Source organism: Halomonas faecis, assembly GCF_010993975.1.
Classification (GTDB): domain Bacteria; phylum Pseudomonadota; class Gammaproteobacteria; order Pseudomonadales; family Halomonadaceae; genus Halomonas; species Halomonas faecis.
The window spans coordinates 113,268-136,606 of the sequence record NZ_JAACZO010000011.1 but is presented as its reverse complement, the minus strand read 5'-3'; the positions used below and the strand labels follow the sequence as shown (position 1 = coordinate 136,606).

The following is a 23,339-nucleotide window of genomic DNA, read 5'->3' as shown; positions in this document are numbered from 1 at the left end:
TGGCCTAGAAGCGGTCGGCGCGGAAAGGGGCCATGTCCACCACCGGCGTTTCTCCCTCCATCATCTCCGCCAGCACGCGACCGGTAACCGGGCCGAGGGTGAAACCCTGATGTCCATGCCCGAAGGCGAACCAAAGTCCAGCGTGACGCGGTGCCGGGCCGATCACCGGCTTCATGTCCGGCAAGCAGGGCCGAGCGCCTTTCCATGGCTCGTCATCGAGGCGCGCGCCGAGCCCCGGATAGAGTTGCCGCGCCCGGGCCTCGGCGGTGGCCAGTTGGCCATGGCGCGGTGGGGCGTCGAGAGGTTCGAGCTCGGCACCGGTCGTCAAGCGAGTGCCGGCTTGCATGGGCGCCAGAATGTAGCCGACTTCGACATCGGCCACCCAGTGGGCCAGTCGAGCCTCTCGGCCGCTGCCGAAATGCATGTGGTAGCCGCGCTTGACGAAGGTGGGCAGACGATAGCCGAGGGTTCTCAGCCACGACCCCGACCAGGGGCCGAGCGCGACCACCACATCCTGAGCCTCCTCGGTGCCGGCATCCGTCTCGACCCGCCAGCCACGGTCGGTCTGGGTCAGTCCCAGTAACGAGGCTTCGAGATAACGCCCTCCTTCGCGCCGAAAGGCATCGGCATAGGCCCCGACCAGAGCGCCGGGGTCGACCACGCCCCAGGAGTTGGTCCAGTGAATGGCTCCCGCCAGCGAATCGGACAAGGCTGGCTCGCGACGCTGAAGCGCACCGGCGTCGAGCACCTCGTGCGTCACCCCGAACCGTTCGGCGGCTTCGTCGGCCTCCCGGGTTCGCACGTCGAGTCCGGCCGAATCGCGGTAGACCTCCAGCCAGCCATCCTTGCGCACCAGGTGATCGGCATTCGCCGCCTCGATCATCGGTGCATGCGCTTCGGTCGCATGCATGATCAGCGACGCATATTCGGGAACGATGCGGGCATAGCGGTGCCGCCCAGAGTAGCGCCAGTAATCGAACAGCGGGCCGGCAGACTCGAGCATGCCGCGCCAGCTATAGCGGATGTCCGCCCGGCGGTTGGGCAAAACGGCCAGCAGCTTGCCAAGCGAGCGCGGAAACGGATAGGGCCGAACCGCCTCGCGCTGGATCAGCCCACCGTTGCCGAAGGAGGTTTCCCGCCCCGGAGAGCGACGGTCCACCAGCGTCACCGAGTGCCCTCTCCGTGCCAGGTGCCAGGCAATGGACACGCCGACCATGCCGGCTCCCAGAACGATGGTTTCGCGAGACATGCTTCTCCTCCGGATGAACGAACGGTGACCCCGCCAGCAACCGCTGGAGCGGCGATGAAAAGGACTATCGCAGTTCGCCATGTCTCTCGGGGCCGATCCGTCGACAGGTCTACGAGGACCTGCAGCGGTGAAGCGCCATTCTAGCAGGCCGTACGAACGGCGCCGAGCCGCGGCGGAACGACATTCAGCCCTAGGAGGCAGCTTCCTGGGCCTGAAGCTTGGTGCGGATGAAATCGGAGTGGCTGACGTGAAGCAGGTCGGCGAGCCGACGAATGCGGTGCTCCTCGAGGTGGTGCGCCTCGCCGTCGACAAGAGCCAGGATCCACATCATGCGTATCAGTTCGCAGCGACTGTCATAACCGTAGTGCTGCTTGATGAGGCTGACGAACTGATAGTGGTCGACCGCCTGCTCGGCTTCTTCACCCGCCAGTTGCATCAGCTCATCGAGGTCGGCCGCGTCGAGAGAGAAGCGTTGCCTCAACTGCTCGCGTAGCAGCGCCAGCTCGCGTTCATCGAGATGATAATCGGCTCGAGCCACCTCGAACAGTAGGGCAGCCGTCGCCAGCTCCAGAGTCGGGATGGAAGAAGCGGCCACGTCGCCGGGCTCGGCGAGGGCCTGCTGGAAGAATTGCTGAATCTTGTCGAGCATGTCGGGCTCCTTGCGGTACGACGGTAGGACAGGCGACTCCTGGCCATGTTCCCGGCCGTCATCCCAGCGCATCGGCAATGCCCTGAACCACATAGTCGCGAGCCACGCCGATGTGGTAGTCGACCGCTTCGCGACAGCGGCGGGATTCACCGCTCGCCAGGGCTTCGAGCAGCCCCCAGTGAGAGGTGGCGATACTGTCCGGCTCGGCATGTGTCTTGCCGATCAAGGCAATGCACAGACGCAACTCATGGGACAGTCCATCGAAGGCCTTGAGCAGGCGCCGGTTGCCGGCCAGCTCGATCATCTGCCGGTGAAAGGCCAGATCCTCCTCGATCTTGCGGCTCTCGCTATCGCCGGCCGCCGCCTCGCACATGCGCTCGACTTGCTGGAAGAGCGCCCGCTCGGCCGCCGAATCGTAACGCGCCATGAGCCGCTCCATGGCATGCCGCTCCAGACACAGTCGCAGATCGAAGACATCGCCCAATTCGTTAGCATCCAAGGCGCGCACGAAGAACCCACGACGCGGCTGGGACACCAGAAGCCCGCGACTTTCGAGCAACCGTGCCGCCTCGCGCACCGGCGCCCGACTCACCCCGAGGTCACGCGCCAGCTGAACCTCGGAGAGACGCTCTCCAGGCGCAAAATGCTGACTGATGATGGCCTGAGTCAGGTAGTCGGCGACCTGTTCGACCAAGTTACGCTGTTGAATGAAAGACGCGGGCAGAGGAGCGTCGGAAGATAGCGCTGACATGGCGGCTCGACTCGAAGGATACCTGGCTACAGTATGAACGACATACCCTGTTTGTCGACCGTCGATTGACGACTGTCGACAGTATTTGCCGACGCTGCTATGTTCAAACGGTACCCGGACACTCCATCAACAACACCGGGCGCGACATTCCACACATCCGCTCGACAACAGCATCAACAAGACTGGAGCAGGACGATGAAGACACCTCTCGCCATTGCCGTCGCCGCTGCGGCATCTCTTGGCACCACCGCCATCACGGCCGACGAGCCCAAGTCCGGCGGCGTGATCGATACCATCATTCAACCGGAACCGCCGGGCCTGGTACTGGGCATGATCCAGAACGCCCCCACCCGCACGGTGGCGGGCAACATCTACGAAGGCCTGCTGCGCTACGACACCGATCTGGAACCCATGCCGCAGCTGGCCGAATCGTGGGAGATCAGTGACGATGGGCTGACTTATACTTTCCATCTGCGTGACGACGTCACCTGGCACGATGGCGAGGCCTTCACCGCCGAGGACGTGGTGTTCTCCGCCGACGTCTTCCATCGCGAACTCAACCCCAGCGCCCGCGCGGTGCTGCAGCACATCGAATCCATCGAAGCCCTCGACGAGCACACCGTCGAATTCACTCTCGAGAAGCCCTTCGGCCCCTTCCTGATCTCCTTCGAGGCCGGCACCTTCACCATGGTGCCCGAGCACATCTACGCGGGCACCGAGTTCCGCGACAACGAGGCCAACAATCACCCCATCGGCACCGGCCCATTCAAGTTCGACAGCTGGGATCGCGGTACCGTGATCCAACTGGTCAAGAACGAAGACTACTACGAGGACGACCTGCCGTATCTCGACGGCATCAACTGGCACATCATTCCCGACGGCGCCTCGCGGGCCGTGGCGTACGAGAACGGCACGGTGGACGTGCTGCCCTACGGCACGGTCGAAAATTTCGATATTCCCCGTCTCACCGAGATGGACAATACCTGTGTGACCGACAAGGGGCACGAATACTTCAGCCCCTTCGCCATGCTGTGGATGAACAATCGCGAAGGCCCTACCGCCGACAAGCGCTTCCGCCAGGCGGTGATGTACGCCATGGATCGCGAGTTCGCCCGCGACGTGCTGTGGAATGGCCTGGGGCAGGTGCCACTGGGCGCCTTCGGCTCCAATGCCAGGTTCCAGAACGACGATCTCCAGCCTTTCGATCATGATCCCGAGCGCGCTCGCGAGCTGCTCGACGAGATGGGTTATGACGGCGAGGAGGTGCGCCTGCTGCCGCTGCCCTACGGCGAGACCTGGACGCGCTGGGCCGAAGCCGTGCAGCAGAACCTGAAGGAAGTGGGCATCGAGGTGCGTACCGAGGCCACCGACGTGGGCGGCTGGAACCAGCGACTGGGTGACTGGGATTACGACCTCGCCTTCACCTACCTCTACCAGTACGGCGATCCCGCCCTGGGCATCTCGCGCACCTACCTGTCCGACAACATCGAGAAAGGCTCGCCCTGGAACAACGTCGAGGGCTACGAGAACGAGCGGGTCGACGAGCTGTTCAATGCAGCCGCCACGGCCTTCCCCGACGAAGAGCGCGAGGCGCTCTACCACGAGGTGCAGGAAATTCTTCAGGAGGACGTGCCGGTAGGCTGGCTGCTGGAGCTCGGTTTCCCGACGATCTATCGCTGCGACGTCAAGAACCTGGTGACTTCCGGCGTCGGGGTCAACGATGGGTTCAAGGACGCCTGGCTCGATCGCTGATGGCCAGCCCATGATCGGTGAAGGGCGGCAGACGCCGTCCTTCACGCCACGTACGTCGTCCGAGGCACTCGCATGCTCTACGCCCGACTGATCGCTTCACGGCTCGTCAAGGCCGTGGTCGTGCTCTTCCTGATCATCATCTTCAACTTCGTCCTCATCCAGCTCGCCCCGGGTGATCCGGCTGCCATTCTGGCCGGCGAAGCCGGTGCCACCGACGAGGCGTTCCTGAACCAGCTACGCGAACGTTTCGGGCTCGACCAGCCGGTATACGTGCAGCTCTGGCATTACGTCTCGGGCATCGCCACGCTGGATTTCGGCTTCTCCTATCGTCAGCAGATGCCGGTGCTCGACCTGATCCTGGCGCGCCTTCCCGCCACGCTGCTGCTCACCGGCACCGCCTTCGTGCTCTCTCTGGGCCTGGGCATCCTCGCCGGCTCCCTGGCTGCCGCCCGTGTCAAGAAGCCCTCCGGCTCGCTGATCATGGCACTGGCCCTGCTCTTCTACGCCACGCCGCTGTTCTGGGTCGCGCTCATGGCCGTGGTGCTGTTCTCGGTCTACCTGGAATGGCTCCCCGCCTACGGCATGTTCACCGTCGGTGCCGGGCATACCGGGCTGGCCCTGGCGCTGGACGTGGGCAAGCACCTCATCCTGCCCGCCACGACCCTCGCCCTGTTCTTCATGGCGATCTACACGCGCATGACCCGCGCCTCGATGATCGAGGCGTCGCAGCAGGACTACGTCAAGACGGCCCGCGCCAAGGGACTCAGCAACGGCGTCATCCAGCGACGTCATATCCTGCGCAATGCACTGTTGCCGATCATCACCCTGGCCGGCCTCCAGGCGGGACAGATGGTGGGCGGTGCCATTCTCACCGAGACGGTGTTCGCCTGGCCCGGAATCGGCCGGCTGATGTTCGAAGCGCTGCAGCAACGCGACTACAACCTGCTACTCGGCATCTTCTTCTTCTCGGCGGCGCTAGTGATTCTCTTCAACATCGTCACCGACCTCGTCTATCGCCTGGCCGACCCGCGCATCAAGGAGGCCCCATGAGCTTCTTCGCCCGCTTCGCCCAGAACCGTGGCGCCCTGATCGGTCTGATCATCCTCGCAGTGATCGTCGCCATGGCGGCCCTGGCACCGTTTCTCTACCCTGAATCGCCCTGGCGCATGGTACAGCGCCCGTTCCTCCCACCGCTGGAAATGAACGGCTTCCCGTTGGGCACCGACACCATGGGCCGCAACGTCGCTGCCGGTCTGATGCACGGCGCCTGGGTATCACTGCTCATCGGTTTCGTCTCGACCAGCGTCGCCCTGCTCATCGGCGTTCCACTCGGCGCCGTGGCCGGCTATTACGGCGGGCTGATCGACGACGGCCTGATGCGCTTCACCGAGTTCTTCCAGACCATTCCCAACTTCGCCCTGGCCATCGTGCTGGTGGCCATCATGCAGCCCAGCGTGACCTCCATCGTACTGGCCATCGCTCTGGTGAGCTGGCCGCCGGTAGCACGCCTGGTGCGGGCCGAATTCCTGTCGCTGCGCCATCGCGAGTACGTGGAAGCCGCCCGCCTGGTAGGCCAGGGCAACGCCACCATCATCCTGCGCCAGATCCTGCCCAACACCCTGTCGCCCATCATCGTGCTCGCCTCGCTGATGGTGGCCACGGCGATCCTGCTGGAATCCGCCCTCTCCTTCCTCGGTCTCGGCGATCCCAACGTCATGTCATGGGGTTACATGATCGGCGCGGCTCGCACCGTGATTCGTCAGGCATGGTGGTTGAGCTTCTTTCCCGGGGTGGCGATCTTGCTCACCGTGCTCGCCCTCAACCTGGTCGGCGAAGGGCTCGATGACGCCCTCAACCCCAAGCTCGCTCGCGAACGCTCATGAGCTGCACGCAGGAGAACGTCATGACTGAGACCGTATTGAGCATTCGCGACCTGACCCTCGCTCTGCCCAAGGGTGCCGACCGGGCCTTCGCCGTGGAGCACGTCAGCTATGATGTGAGCGAGGGCGAAATCCTCTGCGTCGTCGGAGAATCCGGCTCCGGCAAGTCGATGGCCGCCAACGCCGTAATGGGGCTGCTGCCCAAGGGAGTGCACGCCACCGGCGGTGAAATATGGTTCGGTGGCCAGAACCTTTTGACCCTCGACGAACGAGCCCACCGCAGCTTGCGCGGCCTGCGCATCGGCATGATCTTCCAGGAACCGATGACCGCACTGAATCCGCTGATGCGCGTGGGAGCCCAGATCGCCGAGGTGTTCGAAGCCCACGGCCGCCATACCCCCAAGGAGCGCCAGGCACGGGCCCTCGCTCTGCTCGAGGAGGTCGGCATTCCCCAGCCCGAGCGCGCCATTCGCGCCTACCCGTTCCAGCTCTCCGGTGGCCAGCGTCAACGGGTGATGATCGCCATGGCGCTGGCGCTGGAGCCGGAATTGCTGATCGCCGATGAGCCCACCACGGCACTCGATGTCACCACCCAGGCGCAGATTCTGCAGTTGATCCGTGATCTTCAGCAGCGACGCGGCATGGCAGTGATGTTCATCACCCATGACTTCGGCGTGGTCGCCGAAGTCGCCACCCGGGTGTGCGTGATGCGCGAAGGCGAGATCGTCGAACTGGGCGAGGCCCGGGAGGTGCTGGACCATCCCCGGCACGACTATACCCGGGCACTGATCGATGCCATCCCCAACGATGCCGTTCCCAACCGTCACCACGCTGCCGAAGCGCAGCCACTCCTCGAGGTACGCCACCTGGACAAGGTATTCCGATCGCGTGGCGGGATGTTCAAACCCAGCCGGGAAGTCCACGCCCTCGACGATATCAGCTTCACTCTGAGCCGAGGCGAGACCCTGGGCATCGTTGGCGAGTCGGGCTCCGGCAAGTCGACGCTGGGTCGCTGCGTGGTGCGTCTGGAACGACCGGATAGCGGACAACTGTTGCTCGACGGGGTCGATTTCACCACCCTCAAGGGCGAACCCCTGCGTCGCGGGCGTCGCCGGGTGCAAATGATATTCCAGGATCCCTATGCCTCGCTGAATCCTCGCACCCGGGTCGGCCTGGCCATCGCCCAGGGCCCCATCGCCAACGGCGTGCCTCGCGATCAGGCCCTGGCCAAGGCCGACGAACTGCTGGAGCTGGTGGGTCTGGGCGGCGTGGCCGACCGGTATCCTCACGAATTCTCCGGCGGCCAGCGCCAGCGAATCGGCATCGCCCGCGCCCTGGCACTCGAGCCGGAGCTGATCGTCGCCGACGAAGCGGTCTCCGCACTCGACGTCTCCATCCAGGCACAGATCCTCGAGTTGCTCGAACACTTGCAGAAGACACTCTCGCTGTCATTGCTGTTCATCACCCACGACCTGCGAGTGGCAGCCCAGATCTGTGACCGGCTGATCGTCATGCAGCACGGTCGCATCGTCGAGCACGGCACCGCCGAGGCCATCTTCCGCACGCCTCAGGCCACCTACACCCAAGAGCTTCTGGCCGCTATCCCCGGGCGCGATGCCGTGCTGGCCAGCGCCTGATGCCCGCCCCGCTTCAAGGAGACCGAATGGACGCCCTCCTCACAGACATCGCCACCGTCGTCGGCCCCGGTAACGTGCTCACCGGCAGCGACGTGTCGGCCCGCCGCGTCGACTGGATGAGCGGCGAGCCTTGCCGCGCCGGTGCCATCGTGCGCCCTGCCGATACCGACGAAGTGGCGGCGGTGATGCGCCTCTGCCATGCCGCCCGCCAGCCGGTGGTCACCCATGGCGGCCTCACGGGACTGGTGCATGGCGGCGAGGCCAGCCCCGAAGAGCTCGCGATCTCGCTGGAGCGGATGACCGCCATCGAGGCCCTCGACCCCATCGGCGGCACCCTGACCGTACAGGCCGGCGTGCCGCTGCAGAGCGTGCAGGAAACGGCCGCCACCGAAGAACTGCAGTTCCCCCTCGACCTGGGCGCCCGAGGCTCATGCACCATCGGCGGCAATATCGCCACCAACGCCGGCGGCGTGCGAGTGATCCGCTACGGCATGATGCGCCAGCAGGTCCTGGGCCTCGAGGCAGTGCTGGCCGACGGCACCGTGGTCAGCTCGCTCAGTCGCATGCTCAAGAACAACGCCGGCTACGACCTCAAGCAGTTGTTCATCGGCAGCGAGGGGACATTGGGTATCGTCACGCGTGCCGTGCTCAAGCTGCAGCCGCGCCTGCCCAGCGAACGGACCGCCCTGGTGGCCTGCCCCGACTTCGACGCTCTCACCGCTCTGCTGCGCCACCTCGGCCATCGTTTGGGCGGCGCTCTGGGCACTTTCGAGGTCATGTGGGACAACCACTATCGGCTGCTGACCGAAGAGAGCGGCCGCCACGCACCGCCCCTGCCACTCGGCGCACCCTTCTATGTGCTGGTCGAATCCCTCGGGCTCGACCCGGAACGCAACGCCGCCCAGTTCAGCGACGCCCTGGAAGCGGCACTGAATGACGGACTGATCGGCGATGCCGTTCTGGCTCAGTCGACGACCCAGCGCGATGCCCTGTGGGCCATACGCGAAGACATCGAAGGCTTGCTCCAAACGCTCGCCCCCCTTTTCACTTTCGACATCAGCCTGCCCATTGCCGAGATGGCGACCTACGTCGAAGGACTCGAGACGGCCCTGGCCCACGAATGGCCGAAGGGCCGCCTGGTGGTGTTCGGCCACCTGGGCGACGGCAATCTGCACGTTTCGGTCAGCGTCGGCAGCGTCAGCCATGAGGTTCGCTGCGCCGTGGAGCGCCTCGTCTACGCCCCGCTCGCCCAGTTGGGAGGCTCGATATCCGCCGAACACGGCATCGGCCTGGAAAAGCGCGATTACTTGTCACTGTCGCGCAGCCCCGAAGAGATCGCGCTGATGCGCACCCTCAAGCGGGCGCTCGACCCCCACCACCTGCTCAACCGCCACAAGATTCTACCCCCTGCGCCGGAGGACACCCCATGAGCGTCACTCTCACCACGCCCACGCTGGCCGACCGCCCCCATTGGGAGCGGCTCTTCCGTGGCTATGCCGACTACTACGGGCTGCCCGCCTCCCAAAGCACCCTGGATACGGTCTGGCACTGGATTCACGATGCCGAGGAGCCCTTCCACTGTCGCTTGGCAGTCACACCAGACGGCGAAGCCGTGGGGCTGATGCACTTCCGCGCCATGCCTTCACCGCTGCGCGGCACCCGGGTCGGCTTTCTGGACGACCTCTTCGTCGACCCGGGCCATCGCGGCAGCGGTGTCGTGGACGCCATGCTCGAAGGGCTCACCGCCGAAGCCCGTCACCTCGGCTGGCCCTTCGTACGCTGGATCACCCGCGAGCAGAACTACCGGGCACGCGCCGTCTACGACCGCTGGGCCACCCACACCGACTGGCAGACCTATCAGCTGGAAACCTGAACCGTTGCCGGATCCGACTCCTCCGCTCACCATCCCCCTTACCAACGACACCGGGAGACTGCCATGCCTCGCTTCCCCGACCACCTGACCGGCCAAGGCCCCAGCAATCCCTTCCCGGGCATCAAGGTACTGGAGCGCCGCATCGGCCGCGAGATTCCCCATCGCCTGGGCTCCAACGAGGGCCTCGACATGCCCCACCGAGCCCTGCGCGAACGCTTTGGAGATGCCATGGTGAAGCATGCCTACTGCTACGGCGATGCCGAAGCGCTCGGCGTTCGCCAGCGATTGTGCGAGCTGCACGGCTACCCGCTGGATGCCACTCTGGTGGATGCTGGCGCCGACAGTCTGATCGCCCTGGCATTGCGCACCACCTGCACGCCCGATTGCACGGTGGTGAGTGCTGCAGGTACCTACCCTACCTTCGGCTATTTCGCCCAAGGGCAGGGCTGCCGCCTGCAGGAACTGCCCTATGTAGAGCGACCCGGCCTACTCGCTCCCGACCTCGACGCCCTTCTCGAGACGGCCCACGAGCGCCAGGCTCGGCTGGTCTACCTGGCCAACCCCGACAATCCCAGCGGCCACCTCCACGGCGACGACGCCATTCGCCGGCTGCGCCGGGACCTGCCCGACGACTGCTGGCTGCTGCTCGACGAGGCCTACCACGATTTTCGCGACGACGCCGAGGCGCCTTTCAGCCGCGAAGTGATACCCGGCGTGATTCGCCTGCGCACGCTCTCCAAGGCCCACGGCATGGCCGGTCTGCGCATCGGCTATGCCCTGGCCGAGCCCGACACCCTGGCGATGATGATGAAGGTACGCATCCACTACGCCGTGTCGACCCTGACGCAGGCCGCTGCGGAAACGGTGCTGGATCACAATGACGAGGTGCGCGAACACGTGAGCACGGTGAAGGAGCGCCGCGAACGGCTTGCCGGCCACTTCCGCAACCTGGGCGCCGAAGTGCTGCCCAGCGCCACCAACTTCATCGCGTTGCGACTGCCCGACGCCGAGCTGGCGAGCCGACTCCACGGCGAACTGCTGGAAGCGGGACGCCTGATCGCCCGGCCCGCGCACCCGGATCTCGGCCATATCCTGCGCATCACTGCCGTGGCCGACGCCTTGGAACCTGGTCGCTTTGCCATCCTGGAACGGTCGTTGGCCGGCGTTTAATGGCTCGGGCGGCGACGCTCAACGCTGCCGCATGTCATCCAGCAACTCATCGAGGCGCTCCTGCAGGGCTCGCCGGTTGGGCAATCCGGTCAGGCTATCATGGTAGGCGAGATGCTGAATGTGCTGCCGTGTTCGGACTTCGGCACTGATATCGGTCAGCATGGCCACGTAGTCACGCGTCGTTTCATCGGCATAGTTGACGCGGCTGATGCCGAGCCTCGCTGGAAAGGTCGTGCCGTCGCGGTGACGTGCTTCGATGGTACCGCGCCAGGCACCATCGCGATTGAGCGCCGCCTGAATGCGTTCATTGAGGGTCGCCGCACCCTCGGCATAGTCCAGCCTCCAGGCCGACACACCCGACAACGCCTCGGAAGAGATGCCGACCATACGCTCGAAGGCCGCGTTGCAGAGCCGAATTCGCGCCCGGTCATCGAACAGCACGATGCCATCCTGCAACGCCGAGATCACCTCTAGCAGCCGGGCACGCGTCATGCTCTGAGACTGCTCGCTAACCCGCAGACGCCGCTGGAAATGCGTTCCCAACAGGGTCAGCAACACGATGGCCGTGGCACTGGCGCTGACCAGATAGACCAGCCAGACGGCGTGCTCATGATGACGGGTTGCCATGGGGTCGATGGCCGCATCGGGGGCGAACCAGACGGCCGCCATGGCCACGTAATGCATGCCGCTGATGGCCAGCGAGACGATCACCGCCGCCAGCACTGCACAGGTACGTGCCTTGGCGCCATTGGCCACGTAGCGACAAGCGCATGAGGCTGATCGGCATAGATGATTCACGTCAGGGTTTTTCGGCCATCCTACCGCAACGCCTTCCCCGCTCCATGCCCTGTTATCACCATCCGCAGCGCTCACGTCCCCCACCCGGCATGCAGCGAGTTGACCCCGCCGAGCGGCTACGGCATTCTCGACTGACCTCAAGAGACTGACCTGACAGAGGAAAAACGATAATGAAAGGTTTTGCACGCAGCACGCTGGCCATCGGCGTCTCCCTCGCCTTCGCCGCCAACGCCAACGCCTCGGAATTCGCCGACATGGAGCCGGTCACACTGCGCCTGGCCCACGTCGTCAACGAGCAGGACGGTTTCCATATCGCCGCCACCCGGTTCGAAGAGCTGGTGGAAGAGCGCACCGCAGGCAAGGTGGACATCGAGATCTATCCCAATGCCTCTCTCGGCGACGAAAGAACGCTGCTCGAAGGCATGCAGATCGGCACCGTGGACATGGGGGTGATCACCAATGGTCCGGTAGCCAACTTCGTCGAGGAAATGGCGGTCTTCGAACTGCCCTTCCTGTTCCCCTCATCGGAAGCCGCCTACCAGGTACTCGATGGGCCCATCGGTCAGGAGCTGCTCGACAGGCTCAGCGAAGTCAACCTCAAGGGCCTGGCCTATGCCGAGCGCGGCTTCCGCAACCTGACCAACAGCGAACGTCCGGTGGAATCCCCGGAAGACCTCGACGGCCTGCGCATTCGGGTCATGGAAAATCCCGTGTATACCGACACCTTCCGCGAACTCGGCGCCAACGCCATTCCCATGGCCTGGACCGAAGCGCTCACTGCCATGCAGCAAGGCACCATCGATGGCCAGGAAAACCCGGTCAACGTCATTCACTCCTTCAAGCTGTACGAAACCCAGGACCACATGACGCTGTCGCGGCATACCTATGCCCCTGCCATCTTCGTCATGGGCATGAGCGTATGGAGCGAACTGCCGCAAGCCGCCCAGGAGGTGATGGCGCAGGCCGCCCAGGAGGCCGCCGAGCACGAACGCCAGGTCAACGCCGAGATGGAAGCTGCGCAGCTGGACGAACTGCGCGAAGCCGGCATGCAGATCGTCGAGGAACCCGACCTCCAGGCCTTCCAGGAGGCCGTCGCACCGGTCTATGACCAGTACGGAGCACAATTCGGCGACTACCTGCCACGCATCCGCGAGGCACTGGAATGAGCGTCACGCTCCATGCATAGGTTGCTGAATCTGCTGGAACGTGTGGAGCGTGGCATCGACGCCGTCATTCAGCCTGCGGTCTTCGCGGCCATGGCGGCGTTGATCGCGGTGATCACTCTGCAAATCGTCTCGCGCGTGTTCTTCTCCGCCGTCGGCTGGACCGAGGAGGTGGCGCGCTTCCTGCTGGTCTGGATCACCTTCCTGGCAGCGACTCTGGCCTTCCAGCGCGGCCGCCACATCGCCGTGACGTTCGTGGTCGACGCGCTGCCCGCTCATCTCCAGCGAGCGGCGCGTGTTCTCGCCGTGTTGGCGGGGCTGGCGTTCCTCATCGCCCTGGCCGTGATCGGCCAGCGCTACATGCAAGCGCAGAGCTTCCAGAAGTCTGCCTCGCTGCGCCTGTCCATGACCTGGGTCTATGCCGTGATCCCGCTCAGCGCGGTCGTGATGAGCGGATACGCCGTGATCGACATCGTTCGCCTGCTGGCCGGGGAGTCGCCGGTTTCCGGCGGCGTTGACAGAACCGAGGATCCCCCGTCATGACCGCCCTGCTCTTTGCGCTCTTTTTTGCGCTGATGCTGCTGGGAGTCCCCATCGCCCTGGCCATCGGCGCCAGCACGCTGGTCGCCCTCAGCGCCCAGGGCGTGCCGCTGATGGTGGTCACTCAGCAGATGTTCCAGGGCATCAATTCCTTCGCCCTGGTGGCAGTGCCCATGTTCATCCTGACCGGCGACCTGATGGCCCAGGGCAAGGTCAGCGAACGACTAGTGAACTTCGCCGACTCGCTGTTCGGTTTTCTCAAGGGCGGGCTCTCCATCGTCTCGGTGGGAGCCGGCATGTTCTTCGCCGCCATCTCCGGTTCCGGTGCCGCCACCACGGCAGCGGTGGGCTCGACACTGGTTCCCGAGCTGCGCAAGAAGGGCTACGACCCGGCATCGGCGGCCAGCCTGATTGCCGCCAGCGGTACCATCGGCGTGGTCATTCCACCCTCGGTGCCGATGATCATCTACGCGGTGATTGCCCAGCAATCGGTATCGACGCTGTTCTTGAGCGGCATCCTGCCCGGCCTCGTCATGGGCCTGGGGCTTGCCGCCATCGCCATCGTCCAGGCCTACCGGCGCAACTATCCGCGAGGAACCGCACTGTCGGCCGCCACGGTCTGGCACACCTTCAAGAGCGCCAGCTGGGGCCTCGCGACGCCGGTGATCATCCTCGGCGGCATCTTTTCGGGGGTGTTCACTCCCAGCGAGGCGGCCGTGGTGGCGGTGAACTACGCACTACTGGTATCGCTGTTCGTCTATCGCGACCTGAGCCTTGGCGACGTCTACCGCATCCTGATCCGCTCGGCGATCACCACCTCGGTGATCATGCTAGTCATCGCCACCTCGGCAGTGTTGAGCTGGACGCTATCGAGCTGGCAAGTACCGGGCGCCATCGCCCAGGCAGTGCTGTCGCTTTCCACCGACCCCTACGTCATCATGCTGCTGGTCGTCGCCGTCATCCTGCTCACCGGGGTGTTCATCGAAACGGCCAGCGCACTCATCATTCTCACCCCGGTGCTGCTGCCGCTGGTGACTCAATTGGGCATCGATCCCATCCATTTCGGACTGATCATCGTGGTAGGACTGGCCATCGGCATGATCACACCGCCGGTAGCGATCAACCTATACGTCGCCTCATCGGTGACCCAGTTGCCTCTGGAACGAATCACGCGAGCCATCCTACCCTACCTGCTAGGGTTGATCAGCGTGCTGCTGCTGGTGGTCTACGTACCCATCCTGCTCGGCCTGTCAGGATGACCAACGCTTGTCTCCCGCCATGCCGACGCGCCATCATGGCGGCATCGACGTCATCCGATGGAAACCGCTCTTCTCAGGAAGGACACATCATGCATCGATCTATGCTCCCCATGGCCGCGCTGGCGATCTCCCTGCTCGCCGGTTGCACGACCTATACCTTCGAAGACGGCCACCGTGAGACGGTATGGGGCGTGCCGGCAGAAGACGAAACCATGACTCAGGAAGAGCGCGAATCCCAGCCGCCTCGCTACCGCGAGCCGGGCGAGATCCCGGAAAACCAGTGACCCCCCTAACTCCGGCGGTCGTCCATGTCTGGGAAGCGGAACACCACGCTGAGATTATTGGCCGGCATCTCCACCACCGACTCCAGTTGCAGACCGTGGCGTTGCGCCTCGGCAGCGACCGCTTCCAGATCGCGTACGCCCCAGCGCGGGTCGCGACGTTGGAGATCGGCATCGAAAGCCGCGTTGCTAAGCGCGGTATGCTCGCCGTTGCGCCGATAAGGGCCGTAGAGATAGAGCAGGCCACCCGACACCAGCCGCTCAGCGGCCATCGCCATCAACGCCTCGGTCACCCGCCATGGCGAAATGTGTACCAGGTTGATCGCCACGATGGCGTCGAAGGGGCCCGCCGGCCAAGCGCGGGTTTCCGTGATATCCAAACGTATCGGTGCGGCCAGATTGTCCAGGCCGCTATGCGTCCGCCAGGCCTCTATGGAGGCCAGGGCCGCCGCCTGCGTATCGCTGGGCTGCCACTGCCAGCCCGGCAGGGCCCTGGCACAGTGCACGGCATGCTCGCCACTGCCGCTGGCCACTTCCAGAACGTGAGCCTGGGCCGGAAGCAACCGCTGCAGCACGTCGCAAATCGGCTGGCGGTTGCGGGCCGCTGCCGGAACCCGCTGACGATGATCGGCCATGCAATGTCCATCGCTGAATGGTCGGCGTTATCCTACCCAATCGTTTCCATGCCAAACGACACCGGCCCAAACCATGGCCGGTGTCGTTTGGCAAGCCCATGGGCACCTGGCCCATGGACCTTGGCAGGCCGGTTGTCGGCTAGCCCGATCGTTACTGCTGTTGCTGTTGTTGCATCTGCTCCTGCATCTGGCGCATCTGCTCCTGTTGCGCCTGCATCTGGCTTTCGAGCTCATCACGCTGCTGTTGAGTCAAGGTCTCCTGGAGCCGAGCCTGCATCAGCACGCTTTCGGCGCTCATTTCCCCGGTGAGATCGCCCAGGCGATCGGCATCGCGCCGAATGCTGGCCTCATCGTAATCGGCCCCGACCTGTTCCTGCAGCTGCGTCTGAATCGTCCGAGCCTCGCTTTCCAGCTCCTGGAGACGACGCTGAGTATTTTCCAGCAGAGCCAACAGCTCCTGCTCCTGTGACGCGTCCAGGTCGACCAGTTCATCGAGCTGGCTGACCTGATCCTGTGCACTGGGCGGCTGCTGCTGAGGCATCGCCTGTTGCGCAGTGGCGATGGCGGGGGCGACGAGCGCTACGGTCAAGGCGGAAACGGCGAGAGACTGGCTTACGGACATGAAAACTCCATTGTTGAAACGTCAAGATGGCGAACGGGGAAACCGGCTGGGAACCTGGCCGCCACGCACACGATGGCATGCTCCGCGGCACGATCAACCCCCTGATCGCCAATCCCCACCTGCGACAATGTCATGACGCCAGCGTTCACCGAACCGCCCCGCCGGGTCTTTCAATCATCCCGGCCTTTCTCGCCCCCCGCGCAGCCTCCTTGGAAATTCCGCCAACTCACTGACACAAAGCGACTCTTCAGGTAGTATGCGCCATTCCGCGCCTGCTGCCGGCCGCCCCATCGCCCATTCACCCACCGTTCGAGTTTGCTATGAATGCCGTCGTTCTGGCCATCCTGGTCATGGTCTCCCTGAGTCTTGCCCGCGTCTCCGTGGTGTTTGCGCTGATGGTCGCCAGCCTCGTTGGTGGGCTGTATGCCGGCATGCCGCTCGGCGAGGTTCTCGACGCCTTCAACGATGGGCTCGGCAACGGGGCCACCATCGCCCTCTCCTACGCCGTACTCGGCGCCTTCGCCGTGGCGCTGTCACGCTCGGGCATCACCGAATTGCTGGCTCAGCGCGCCATACGTCGCCTGGGTCTCGACGACAACGGGCAAAGCCAGCGGCTCGTCGTCTACTCCCTGCTCGGGGCCCTGCTCGCCGCCGCCATCAGCTCGCAGAACCTCGTTCCGGTACACATCGCTTTCATTCCGGTATTGGTGCCGCCGCTGCTCAAGCTGATGAACCATCTCGATCTCGATCGTCGCGTGGTCGCCTGCGTGATCACCTTCGGTATCACCGCCCCCTACATGCTGCTGCCAGTCGGCTTCGGTGCGATCTTCCTCAACGACCTGCTGCTCGCCAACCTCAACGAGAGTGGCGCTGAACTCGGTCTCGAGGTCACCCGAGCCATGGTGCCAATGGCCATGCTCATTCCCATCGGCGGCATGCTGGTCGGCCTCTCCGTGGCTGTGCTGTGGAGCTACCGCCGGCCTCGCCGCTACGAGGACCGCGACCTCTCCCACGGCGACGAAACGCCAGCTGAGGCAGCACGCCACCTGGCCGGCTGGCAGAAACTGACGATCGGCGCGGCTCTGATAGGCACGGTAGCGGTGCAGCTGCTCTCCGGTTCGATGCTGCTCGGCGGGCTGTTCGGCTTCGCCCTGCTTTCGGTGAGCGGGGTGTTCCGCTGGCACGAGCAGGATGGCATCTTCACCGAAGGCATGCGGCTGATGACCCTGGTGGGTTTCATCATGATCTCGGCGGCAGGCTTTGCCAGCGTGATGCAGGCCAGTGGCGAAGTCGAAACCCTGGTGACCAGCTCCGCAGCTGTGATCGGCGACAACCAAGGACTGGCCGCCTTGATCATGCTGCTGGTGGGGCTGTTCATCACCATGGGCATCGGCTCGTCCTTCTCGACCATCCCCATCATCGCCTCGCTCTACGTCCCTCTGGCGCTGAACTTCGGCTTCTCGCCCATGGCCACCATTGCCCTGGTGGGCACCGCCGCGGCGCTGGGCGACGCGGGTTCGCCGGCCTCCGATTCGACGCTCGGCCCCACCGCCGGCCTCAACGCCGACGGCCAGCACGATCACATCTGGGACAGCGTGGTGCCCACCTTCCTGCACTACAACATTCCGCTGATCGCCTTCGGCTGGCTGGCGGCCATGATCCTATAATCCGGCAGGCACGACGAGAATCGATCCAGCCCGCGGTGGGCGACTGCCCGCCGCTTCTCTCGGCACGACGCCTTGCTTGACTGCCGTCAACACGCAGACCTTGCCCTTCATCACTGCAGTGCAGCATAGTAGGCGATACTGTTGGTCGCCGACTCCCGTGACTGGAGACAAGGGATGCCCGAACGCTACGACTCCTCCCGTACCGCCTGGCACGCTCTCTCGGGCGACGCTGCCCTGGAGCGGCTCGACAGCCGCAGAGAAGGCCTCAGCGCAAACCAGGCCACATCCCGATTGGACGAGGTCGGCCCCAATCGCTTGCAGCAGCAGCGGGCACGCCCATGGTGGCAACGCCTGCTCGCGCAGTTGAACAACCTGCTGATACTGATCCTGATCGCCGCCGCTCTGGCTAGCCTCGGGCTGGGTCACGCCCTGGACGCTGCCGCCATCCTCGGCGTGGTCATGATCATCGCGCTGATCGGCTTCATCCAGGAAGGCAAGGCCGAACGAGCGCTGGAGAGCATCCGCAACATGCTCTCGCCGCAAGCGAAGGTGCTGCGTGACGGCAGACGCCACGTGATTCCCGCCGAGTCATTGGTACCGGGCGACGTGGTGCTGATGGAGAGCGGGGACAAAGTGCCTGCCGACCTACGCCTGCTCGAAGCCAAACGCCTGCGCACCGAGGAAGCGGCGCTGACCGGCGAGTCGACACCCGTCGACAAGAGCATCGATGCCGTGCCCGAGGATGCCGAACTGGGAGATCGTGCCGGCATGGCCTATGCCGGCACCCTGGTCGTGCAGGGCATGGCCCGCGGACTGGTGGTGGCAACCGGCGAGACGACCGAGCTGGGCCGCATCTCGGAGATGCTGCGCCAGGTCGATAAACTCAAGACCCCGCTGCTCCAGCAACTCGACCGGGCAGGCCGCGTGCTGGCCTTGTGCATTCTGGCGGCAGCCGCCGTCACCGCGCTGTTCGGCGTCCTGGTCCATGGCGAACCGGTCACGGCGATGTTCATGGCCGCCGTGGGTCTCGCCGTAGCCGCCATTCCCGAGGGACTGCCGGCCATCGTCACCATCGGTCTGGCGCTCGGGGTTCAGACCATGGCACGGCGCAACGCCATCATCCGGCGTCTGCCCGCCGTCGAAACACTGGGCTCGATTTCCACCATCTTCAGCGACAAGACTGGCACGCTGACCCGCAACGAGATGACGGCCCAGGCAATCCGGCTGCCGGAAGGCGAAGTGCACATCTCCGGCATCGGCTTCGCCCCGGAAGGCCGCTTCCACATGGCCCGCGACGGCGAGCCCGAGACGCCAGCGCTCGACCTCGACGCGCACCATGCGCTGCGCCACTTCCTCAAGGTGGGCGTGCTATGCAATGACGCCGAGCTGGCCCGGGACGACGGCCGCTGGATCATCCATGGCGACCCGACCGAAGGCGCTCTGGTGGTGGCCGCCGCCAAGGCAGGCCTCGACGCGGCCACCCTGCGTGGCGACCATGACCGCCACGACGCCATTCCTTTCGAGTCGCAGCGCCAGTACATGGCCACCCTGCACGAGGAAGGCAACGAGAGACGACTGCTGGTCAAGGGCGCTCCGGACCGGCTGCTGGAGATGTGCCATCGGGTGCGTACCGAAAGCGGCAAAGCCGATCTCGATCGCGAGGCGTGGGAGGCGCATATCCATGCGCTCTCCGCGCGTGGCCTGCGCGTTCTGGCACTGGCCGAAAAGCCGCTCGACGACATCACCGAACTGACCGACGCCCACGCCGAAGAGGGACTGGTCCTGCTGGGCCTGATCGGCCTGCTCGACCCGCCCCGTGAAGAGGTCATCGAAGCGGTAGCGCAATGCTTGAGCGCCGGCATTCGCCCGGTAATGGTCACCGGCGACCATGCCGTCACTGCCCTGGCCATCGCCCGCCAGCTCGGTTTCGCCCATACCGAGCGCGCCCTGACCGGCCGCGAGGTGGAAGCCATGTCCGACGCGGAGCTGGAAGCGTGCATTCTCGAGGTGGACGTCTTCGCCCGAGCGGCACCGGAACACAAGCTGCGCCTGGTCCAGGCGATGCAGGCCCACGGCGGCATCTGCGCCATGACCGGCGACGGCGTCAACGACGGCCCGGCGCTCAAGCGCGCCGATGTCGGCGTGGCCATGGGCATCCAGGGTACCGAAGCGGCGAAGGAAGCCGCCGAGATGGTGCTCGCCGACGATAACTTCGCCACCATCGTCGGCGCCATCCGGGAGGGCCGCAAGGTCTACGACAACATTCGCAAGACCATCACCTTCCTGCTGCCCACCAACGGCGGCCAGGGACTGGCCATCATGCTCGCCGTGCTGGCCGGAGGCGAGCTACCGGTGACGCCGCTGCAGGCATTGTGGGTCAATATGGTAGTGGCGGTAACGCTGGGGCTCGCCCTGGCCTTCGAAGCCGGGGAGCGCAACCTGATGCAGCGCGCCCCCCGCGACCCCGGCGCCCCTCTGCTCGATCTCTTCCTGCTGTGGCGGGTGGTCTTCGTCTCGATCCTGCTGCTGATCGGCGTGTTCGGCATCTTCTCGTGGATCGGCGACCACCAGGGCGGCAGCCTCGAGCTGGCCCGCTCCGGCGCCGTCAACATGCTGGTAGCGGGCAGCGCCACTTACCTGATCAACAGCCGCTTTCTGCTCGGCAGCACGCTCTCCTGGCATGGCCTCTTCGGCAGCCGGCCGGTATGGCTCGCCATCGGCCTGGTGATGGCCCTGCAGCTGGCCTGGACCTACCTGCCCTTCATGCAGCTGATATTCGGCAGCGCGGCACTCAGCCTCGACCACTGGCTGGCGATACTCGCCGGTAGCGTGGCGATCTATCTGGTCGTGGAGCTGGAAAAACGGGTGCTGCGCCAGCGCCTCCCCACCAGGAGCGGGAGCGTCGAGCATCGCGGACCAAGCGATGAGCACGCCAAGACGCACTAAGGCGGGATTGCATGCCGCTACCTTCTGCGTTTGGTTCGCTCGGTGGCTTCAGCGGTGAGCGGATCCTCCGGCCAGGGGTGCTTGGGGTAGCGGCCGCGCATCTCCTTGCGCACCTGCGGGTAGCCGTTGGCCCAGAAGCTCGCCAGGTCGGCGGTGACCTGCAGCGGCCGCCGCGCCGGCGAGAGCAGATGTAGCAGCACCGACACGCGGCCATCGGCGATGCGCGGCGAACTCCGCCAGCCGAACGTCTCCTGCAGCTTGACGGCCAGCACCGGCGCGTTGCCCTCCAGGCAGGGCGTATAGTCGAGACGCACGTGCGAGCCGCTAGGCACCGCCAGCCGTTCGGGAGCCAGCGCTTCGAGACGACGACGCAGCGGCCAGTCGAGGGTGTCGAGCAGATAACGCTCCAGCGGCAGCGTGTCGATGGCATCCAGCCGGGTGATCCCGTCCAGATACGGCCCCAGCCAGTCTTCGAGCCGCTCGAGCAGGGCCGCCATCGACCAGTCCGGCCACGCCTCGCCGAACTCGCGACGCATCAGCGCCAACCGTCCGCGCAGTTGGTCGGCCGCCTCGCCAAAGGGCAGTACCCCACGACGACGCAGGGCATCCAGCAGTGCCCCGCGCACCGCTTCCTCCGGCAGCTTGGTCAACGGCTTGCGTGCCAGTACCACCGCCCCCAGGGCACGCACCCGTTCGCCGACCAACCGTCCCTGCGCTTCGGACCACTCGATCCGCGACTGCCAGTCGCGGATTTCGGGATAGAGCGCCGCGAGACGCTCGGCCGAGAGCGTCACGCCGCGAAAGATTCGCGCTCCGCTGGGCTGGCCATCGAGCTCGGCAGCAACCAGCCATTCGGCATGGGCCAAGGCATGGGACTCGGGCAACACGGCCAGACCGCCGCTTGCCAGACGGAAGCGTCCCGGCTCCAGGCGCTGGGCGATGCGCTCGGGATAGGCCAACGCCAGCAGCTCGCCCAGCGGAGCGAGGCTCGTCACGTCGAGCCGACAACCGGCGATAGCCGTCAGGCGGCTGACATCACGCTGCCACTGGCGATGATCGCGCGGCGCTGCCAACCGCGCATGAAGCGAGGCCTCCAGGTCACGCTCGGCGTCGGCATCGCGTCCTTCCAGCAGCGCAACCAGGGCACAGGCCAGCGGTCGTGCCTCGAACTCGGCGGCCCGCTCGAGCATCACCGCCAGACGCGGATGGGTGGGCCAGCGGGCGCAAGCCTGTCCCAGACGGGTCAGATGACAGTCGGCATCGAGCACCCCGAGCCGCTGCAGCAGATCACGACCGGCGGCCAGCCCTGCAGCGGGCGGCGGAGTCACCCAGTCGAGCTGGCCGGCATCGACGATGCCCCAGCGCGCCAGCTCGAAGGCCAGCGGCGCCAAGTCGGCCTGACGAATTTCCGGCTCGCCATGCGCCACCAGCGGCTGATCCTCGGCCCACAGGCGTACGCAGAGTCCCGGACCCTGGCGCCCCGCTCGACCGCGGCGCTGATCGGCGCTGGCACGATTGACGCGGCGAGTCTCGAGGCGCGACAGCCCGCTGCGCGGCTGAAACACCGGCACCCGTTCCAGGCCGGCATCCACGACGATGTGCACGCCCTCGACGGTGACGCTGGATTCCGCAATGGCAGTGGCCAGCACCACCCGCCGCCGCCCCTCCGGGTCGGTACGTAACGCCTGTCGCTGAACGTCCAGCGACAGCCGCCCATGCAGCTCGCGAATCGCCAAACCACCAGCCCGCGCCTTCAACTCCCGGCTCAGCCGACGGATTTCGGCCACGCCGGGCAGAATCACCAGGGCATCGCCCGGTTGCGTCTCGAGGGCGTCGCACACGGCAACGGCCTGCTGAGGGGCGGCATCCAACCGGCCGTTCAAGGCACGGTAGCGGGTCTCCACGGGAAAGGTGCGCCCCGGGCAGTCGACCACCGGGACGTCTCGGCCCAGCGTCTCGGTCAGGGCCGCGACGTCCAGGGTGGCCGACATCACCAGCAGGCGCAGGTCGTCGCGCACCGACTGAACGTCGAGTGCCAGAGCGAGCCCCAGGTCGGCTTCCAGGCTACGCTCGTGAAACTCGTCGAACACGAGCCCGGTCACGCCCTCGAGCAGCGGGTCATCCTGGAGCATTCGCGTCAGCACGCCCTGGGTGACCACTTCCAGCCGTGTGCAAGGCCCTGTGCGGCTTTCGCCGCGCATGCGGTAGCCCACGGTCTTGCCGATCGGCTCTCCCAGGCTTTCCGCCATGAACCCAGCGGCTAGCCGCGCCGCCACGCGCCGCGGCTCCAGCAGCAGCAGCTTGCCGCCGCGACACCAGGGCTCGTCGAGCAGCGCCAGCGGCACGCGAGTGGTCTTGCCGGCGCCCGGCTCGGCAATCAGCAACGCGCGGGAATGGGCGACCAGAGCCTCGCGGAGGGCGCCAATACGCGCATCGATCGGAAGTGGCGTCGCTGTCATGCCGTGAG

General features: G+C 65.5%; 20 protein-coding genes. 13 read left to right on the top strand and 7 right to left on the bottom strand.

The window, feature by feature from the left end:
• Positions 1-4 precede the first annotated feature (4 nt).
• The 3 genes from GFD32_RS06080 to GFD32_RS06070 all read right to left on the bottom strand — a co-directional run bounded on the left by GFD32_RS06080 (position 5) and on the right by GFD32_RS06070 (position 2,649).
• A complete protein-coding gene (locus tag GFD32_RS06080; protein ID WP_163575672.1) occupies positions 5-1,249 on the bottom strand; it encodes an NAD(P)/FAD-dependent oxidoreductase in 1,245 nt (414 codons plus the stop codon).
• A 190-nt stretch (positions 1,250-1,439) separates the two neighbouring features.
• A complete protein-coding gene (locus tag GFD32_RS06075) occupies positions 1,440-1,898 on the bottom strand; it encodes a tellurite resistance TerB family protein (RefSeq protein ID WP_163575671.1) in 459 nt (152 codons plus the stop codon).
• A gap of 58 nt (positions 1,899-1,956) precedes the next feature.
• Positions 1,957-2,649 (bottom strand): GntR family transcriptional regulator, encoded by a 693-nt coding sequence (locus tag GFD32_RS06070; RefSeq protein ID WP_163575670.1) that lies wholly within the window; start codon positions 2,647-2,649, stop codon positions 1,957-1,959.
• A gap of 195 nt (positions 2,650-2,844) precedes the next feature.
• On the opposite strand from GFD32_RS06070, the gene GFD32_RS06065 reads away from it, so the two are divergent.
• The 7 genes from GFD32_RS06065 (at position 2,845) to GFD32_RS06035 (ending at position 10,961) form a co-directional block, all read left to right on the top strand.
• Positions 2,845-4,401 (top strand): ABC transporter substrate-binding protein, encoded by a 1,557-nt coding sequence (locus tag GFD32_RS06065; RefSeq protein WP_163575669.1) that lies wholly within the window; start codon positions 2,845-2,847, stop codon positions 4,399-4,401.
• 72 nt (positions 4,402-4,473) lie between these two features.
• The gene (locus tag GFD32_RS06060) at positions 4,474-5,451 is read left to right on the top strand and encodes an ABC transporter permease (RefSeq protein ID WP_163575668.1); all 978 of its coding nucleotides are present in this window, start codon (positions 4,474-4,476) and stop codon (positions 5,449-5,451) included.
• Positions 5,448-6,284 (top strand): ABC transporter permease, encoded by an 837-nt coding sequence (locus GFD32_RS06055; RefSeq protein WP_163575667.1) that lies wholly within the window; start codon positions 5,448-5,450, stop codon positions 6,282-6,284. Before GFD32_RS06060 ends, GFD32_RS06055 begins: the two co-directional genes overlap by 4 nt.
• Positions 6,285-6,304: 20 nt before the next feature.
• Positions 6,305-7,918, top strand: coding sequence for an ABC transporter ATP-binding protein (locus GFD32_RS06050; RefSeq protein WP_163575666.1), 1,614 nt, complete (start codon positions 6,305-6,307; stop codon positions 7,916-7,918).
• A 26-nt stretch (positions 7,919-7,944) separates the two neighbouring features.
• A complete protein-coding gene (locus tag GFD32_RS06045; RefSeq protein WP_163575665.1) occupies positions 7,945-9,348 on the top strand; it encodes an FAD-binding oxidoreductase in 1,404 nt (467 codons plus the stop codon).
• Positions 9,345-9,791 carry a GNAT family N-acetyltransferase gene (locus GFD32_RS06040; protein ID WP_163575664.1) on the top strand — a complete coding sequence of 149 codons (447 nt, stop codon included), beginning with the start codon at positions 9,345-9,347 and terminating at the stop codon, positions 9,789-9,791. The genes GFD32_RS06045 and GFD32_RS06040 overlap by 4 nt, the downstream gene beginning before the upstream one ends.
• 63 nt (positions 9,792-9,854) lie before the next feature.
• Positions 9,855-10,961 (top strand): pyridoxal phosphate-dependent aminotransferase, encoded by a 1,107-nt coding sequence (locus tag GFD32_RS06035; protein ID WP_163575663.1) that lies wholly within the window; start codon positions 9,855-9,857, stop codon positions 10,959-10,961.
• Positions 10,962-10,979: 18 nt separating this feature from the next.
• On the opposite strand, the gene GFD32_RS06030 is transcribed toward GFD32_RS06035, so the two are convergent.
• The gene (locus GFD32_RS06030) at positions 10,980-11,717 is read right to left on the bottom strand and encodes a PAS domain S-box protein (protein WP_163575662.1); all 738 of its coding nucleotides are present in this window, start codon (positions 11,715-11,717) and stop codon (positions 10,980-10,982) included.
• A 212-nt stretch (positions 11,718-11,929) separates the two neighbouring features.
• Here GFD32_RS06030 and GFD32_RS06025 point away from each other — a divergent pair, with 212 nt between their 5' ends.
• The 4 genes from GFD32_RS06025 to GFD32_RS06010 all read left to right on the top strand — a co-directional run bounded on the left by GFD32_RS06025 (position 11,930) and on the right by GFD32_RS06010 (position 15,005).
• Entirely contained in the window at positions 11,930-12,925 is a 996-nt protein-coding gene (locus GFD32_RS06025; RefSeq protein WP_163575661.1) for a TRAP transporter substrate-binding protein, read from the top strand.
• A 12-nt stretch (positions 12,926-12,937) separates the two neighbouring features.
• Positions 12,938-13,465 carry a TRAP transporter small permease gene (locus tag GFD32_RS06020; protein WP_163575660.1) on the top strand — a complete coding sequence of 176 codons (528 nt, stop codon included), beginning with the start codon at positions 12,938-12,940 and terminating at the stop codon, positions 13,463-13,465.
• Positions 13,462-14,721 carry a TRAP transporter large permease gene (locus GFD32_RS06015; protein WP_163575659.1) on the top strand — a complete coding sequence of 420 codons (1,260 nt, stop codon included), beginning with the start codon at positions 13,462-13,464 and terminating at the stop codon, positions 14,719-14,721. Before GFD32_RS06020 ends, GFD32_RS06015 begins: the two co-directional genes overlap by 4 nt.
• Positions 14,722-14,810: 89 nt before the next feature.
• Positions 14,811-15,005: a hypothetical protein gene (locus GFD32_RS06010; RefSeq protein ID WP_163575658.1), complete on the top strand. Its 195-nt coding sequence runs from the start codon at positions 14,811-14,813 to the stop codon at positions 15,003-15,005.
• 5 nt (positions 15,006-15,010) lie between these two features.
• Here the strand turns inward: GFD32_RS06010 and GFD32_RS06005 are convergent, their stop codons facing one another.
• Positions 15,011-15,637, bottom strand: coding sequence for a DUF938 domain-containing protein (locus GFD32_RS06005; protein WP_163575657.1), 627 nt, complete (start codon positions 15,635-15,637; stop codon positions 15,011-15,013).
• 151 nt (positions 15,638-15,788) lie between these two features.
• On the bottom strand, positions 15,789-16,259 hold the full coding sequence (locus GFD32_RS06000; protein WP_163575656.1) for a hypothetical protein: 471 nt from the start codon (positions 16,257-16,259) through the stop codon (positions 15,789-15,791).
• A gap of 320 nt (positions 16,260-16,579) precedes the next feature.
• Between GFD32_RS06000 and GFD32_RS05995 the strand changes: the two genes are divergently transcribed.
• Together GFD32_RS05995 and GFD32_RS05990 are read left to right on the top strand one after the other, a co-directional pair.
• Positions 16,580-17,926, top strand: a complete 1,347-nt coding sequence (locus GFD32_RS05995) for a Na+/H+ antiporter family protein (protein WP_163575655.1) — start codon at positions 16,580-16,582, stop codon at positions 17,924-17,926.
• 174 nt (positions 17,927-18,100) lie between these two features.
• Entirely contained in the window at positions 18,101-20,872 is a 2,772-nt protein-coding gene (locus GFD32_RS05990) for an HAD-IC family P-type ATPase (RefSeq protein WP_163575654.1), read from the top strand.
• 17 nt (positions 20,873-20,889) lie between these two features.
• Here the strand turns inward: GFD32_RS05990 and hrpB are convergent, their stop codons facing one another.
• Positions 20,890-23,331, bottom strand: a complete 2,442-nt coding sequence (gene hrpB, locus GFD32_RS05985) for an ATP-dependent helicase HrpB (protein ID WP_163575653.1) — start codon at positions 23,329-23,331, stop codon at positions 20,890-20,892.
• Between the last annotated feature and the right edge of the window lie 8 nt (positions 23,332-23,339).

Excerpts from the sequence above, each read along its gene's own strand:
- GFD32_RS06015 (WP_163575659.1), top strand. The coding sequence starts at position 13,462 with ATGACCGCCCTGCTCTTTGCGCTCTTTTTTGCGCTGATGCTGCTGGGA.
- GFD32_RS06025 (WP_163575661.1), top strand. The coding sequence starts at position 11,930 with ATGAAAGGTTTTGCACGCAGCACGCTGGCCATCGGCGTCTCCCTCGCC.
- GFD32_RS05995 (WP_163575655.1), top strand. The coding sequence starts at position 16,580 with ATGAATGCCGTCGTTCTGGCCATCCTGGTCATGGTCTCCCTGAGTCTT.
- GFD32_RS06000 (WP_163575656.1), bottom strand. The coding sequence starts at position 16,259 with ATGTCCGTAAGCCAGTCTCTCGCCGTTTCCGCCTTGACCGTAGCGCTC.
- GFD32_RS06075 (WP_163575671.1), bottom strand. The coding sequence starts at position 1,898 with ATGCTCGACAAGATTCAGCAATTCTTCCAGCAGGCCCTCGCCGAGCCC.
- GFD32_RS06050 (WP_163575666.1), top strand. The coding sequence starts at position 6,305 with ATGACTGAGACCGTATTGAGCATTCGCGACCTGACCCTCGCTCTGCCC.
- GFD32_RS06045 (WP_163575665.1), top strand. The coding sequence starts at position 7,945 with ATGGACGCCCTCCTCACAGACATCGCCACCGTCGTCGGCCCCGGTAAC.
- hrpB (WP_163575653.1), bottom strand. The coding sequence starts at position 23,331 with ATGACAGCGACGCCACTTCCGATCGATGCGCGTATTGGCGCCCTCCGC.
- GFD32_RS06080 (WP_163575672.1), bottom strand. The coding sequence starts at position 1,249 with ATGTCTCGCGAAACCATCGTTCTGGGAGCCGGCATGGTCGGCGTGTCC.
- GFD32_RS06035 (WP_163575663.1), top strand. The coding sequence starts at position 9,855 with ATGCCTCGCTTCCCCGACCACCTGACCGGCCAAGGCCCCAGCAATCCC.
- GFD32_RS06065 (WP_163575669.1), top strand. The coding sequence starts at position 2,845 with ATGAAGACACCTCTCGCCATTGCCGTCGCCGCTGCGGCATCTCTTGGC.
- GFD32_RS06055 (WP_163575667.1), top strand. The coding sequence starts at position 5,448 with ATGAGCTTCTTCGCCCGCTTCGCCCAGAACCGTGGCGCCCTGATCGGT.
- GFD32_RS06020 (WP_163575660.1), top strand. The coding sequence starts at position 12,938 with ATGCATAGGTTGCTGAATCTGCTGGAACGTGTGGAGCGTGGCATCGAC.
- GFD32_RS06060 (WP_163575668.1), top strand. The coding sequence starts at position 4,474 with ATGCTCTACGCCCGACTGATCGCTTCACGGCTCGTCAAGGCCGTGGTC.
- GFD32_RS06070 (WP_163575670.1), bottom strand. The coding sequence starts at position 2,649 with ATGTCAGCGCTATCTTCCGACGCTCCTCTGCCCGCGTCTTTCATTCAA.
- GFD32_RS06010 (WP_163575658.1), top strand. The coding sequence starts at position 14,811 with ATGCATCGATCTATGCTCCCCATGGCCGCGCTGGCGATCTCCCTGCTC.
- GFD32_RS06040 (WP_163575664.1), top strand. The coding sequence starts at position 9,345 with ATGAGCGTCACTCTCACCACGCCCACGCTGGCCGACCGCCCCCATTGG.
- GFD32_RS06005 (WP_163575657.1), bottom strand. The coding sequence starts at position 15,637 with ATGGCCGATCATCGTCAGCGGGTTCCGGCAGCGGCCCGCAACCGCCAG.
- GFD32_RS05990 (WP_163575654.1), top strand. The coding sequence starts at position 18,101 with ATGCCCGAACGCTACGACTCCTCCCGTACCGCCTGGCACGCTCTCTCG.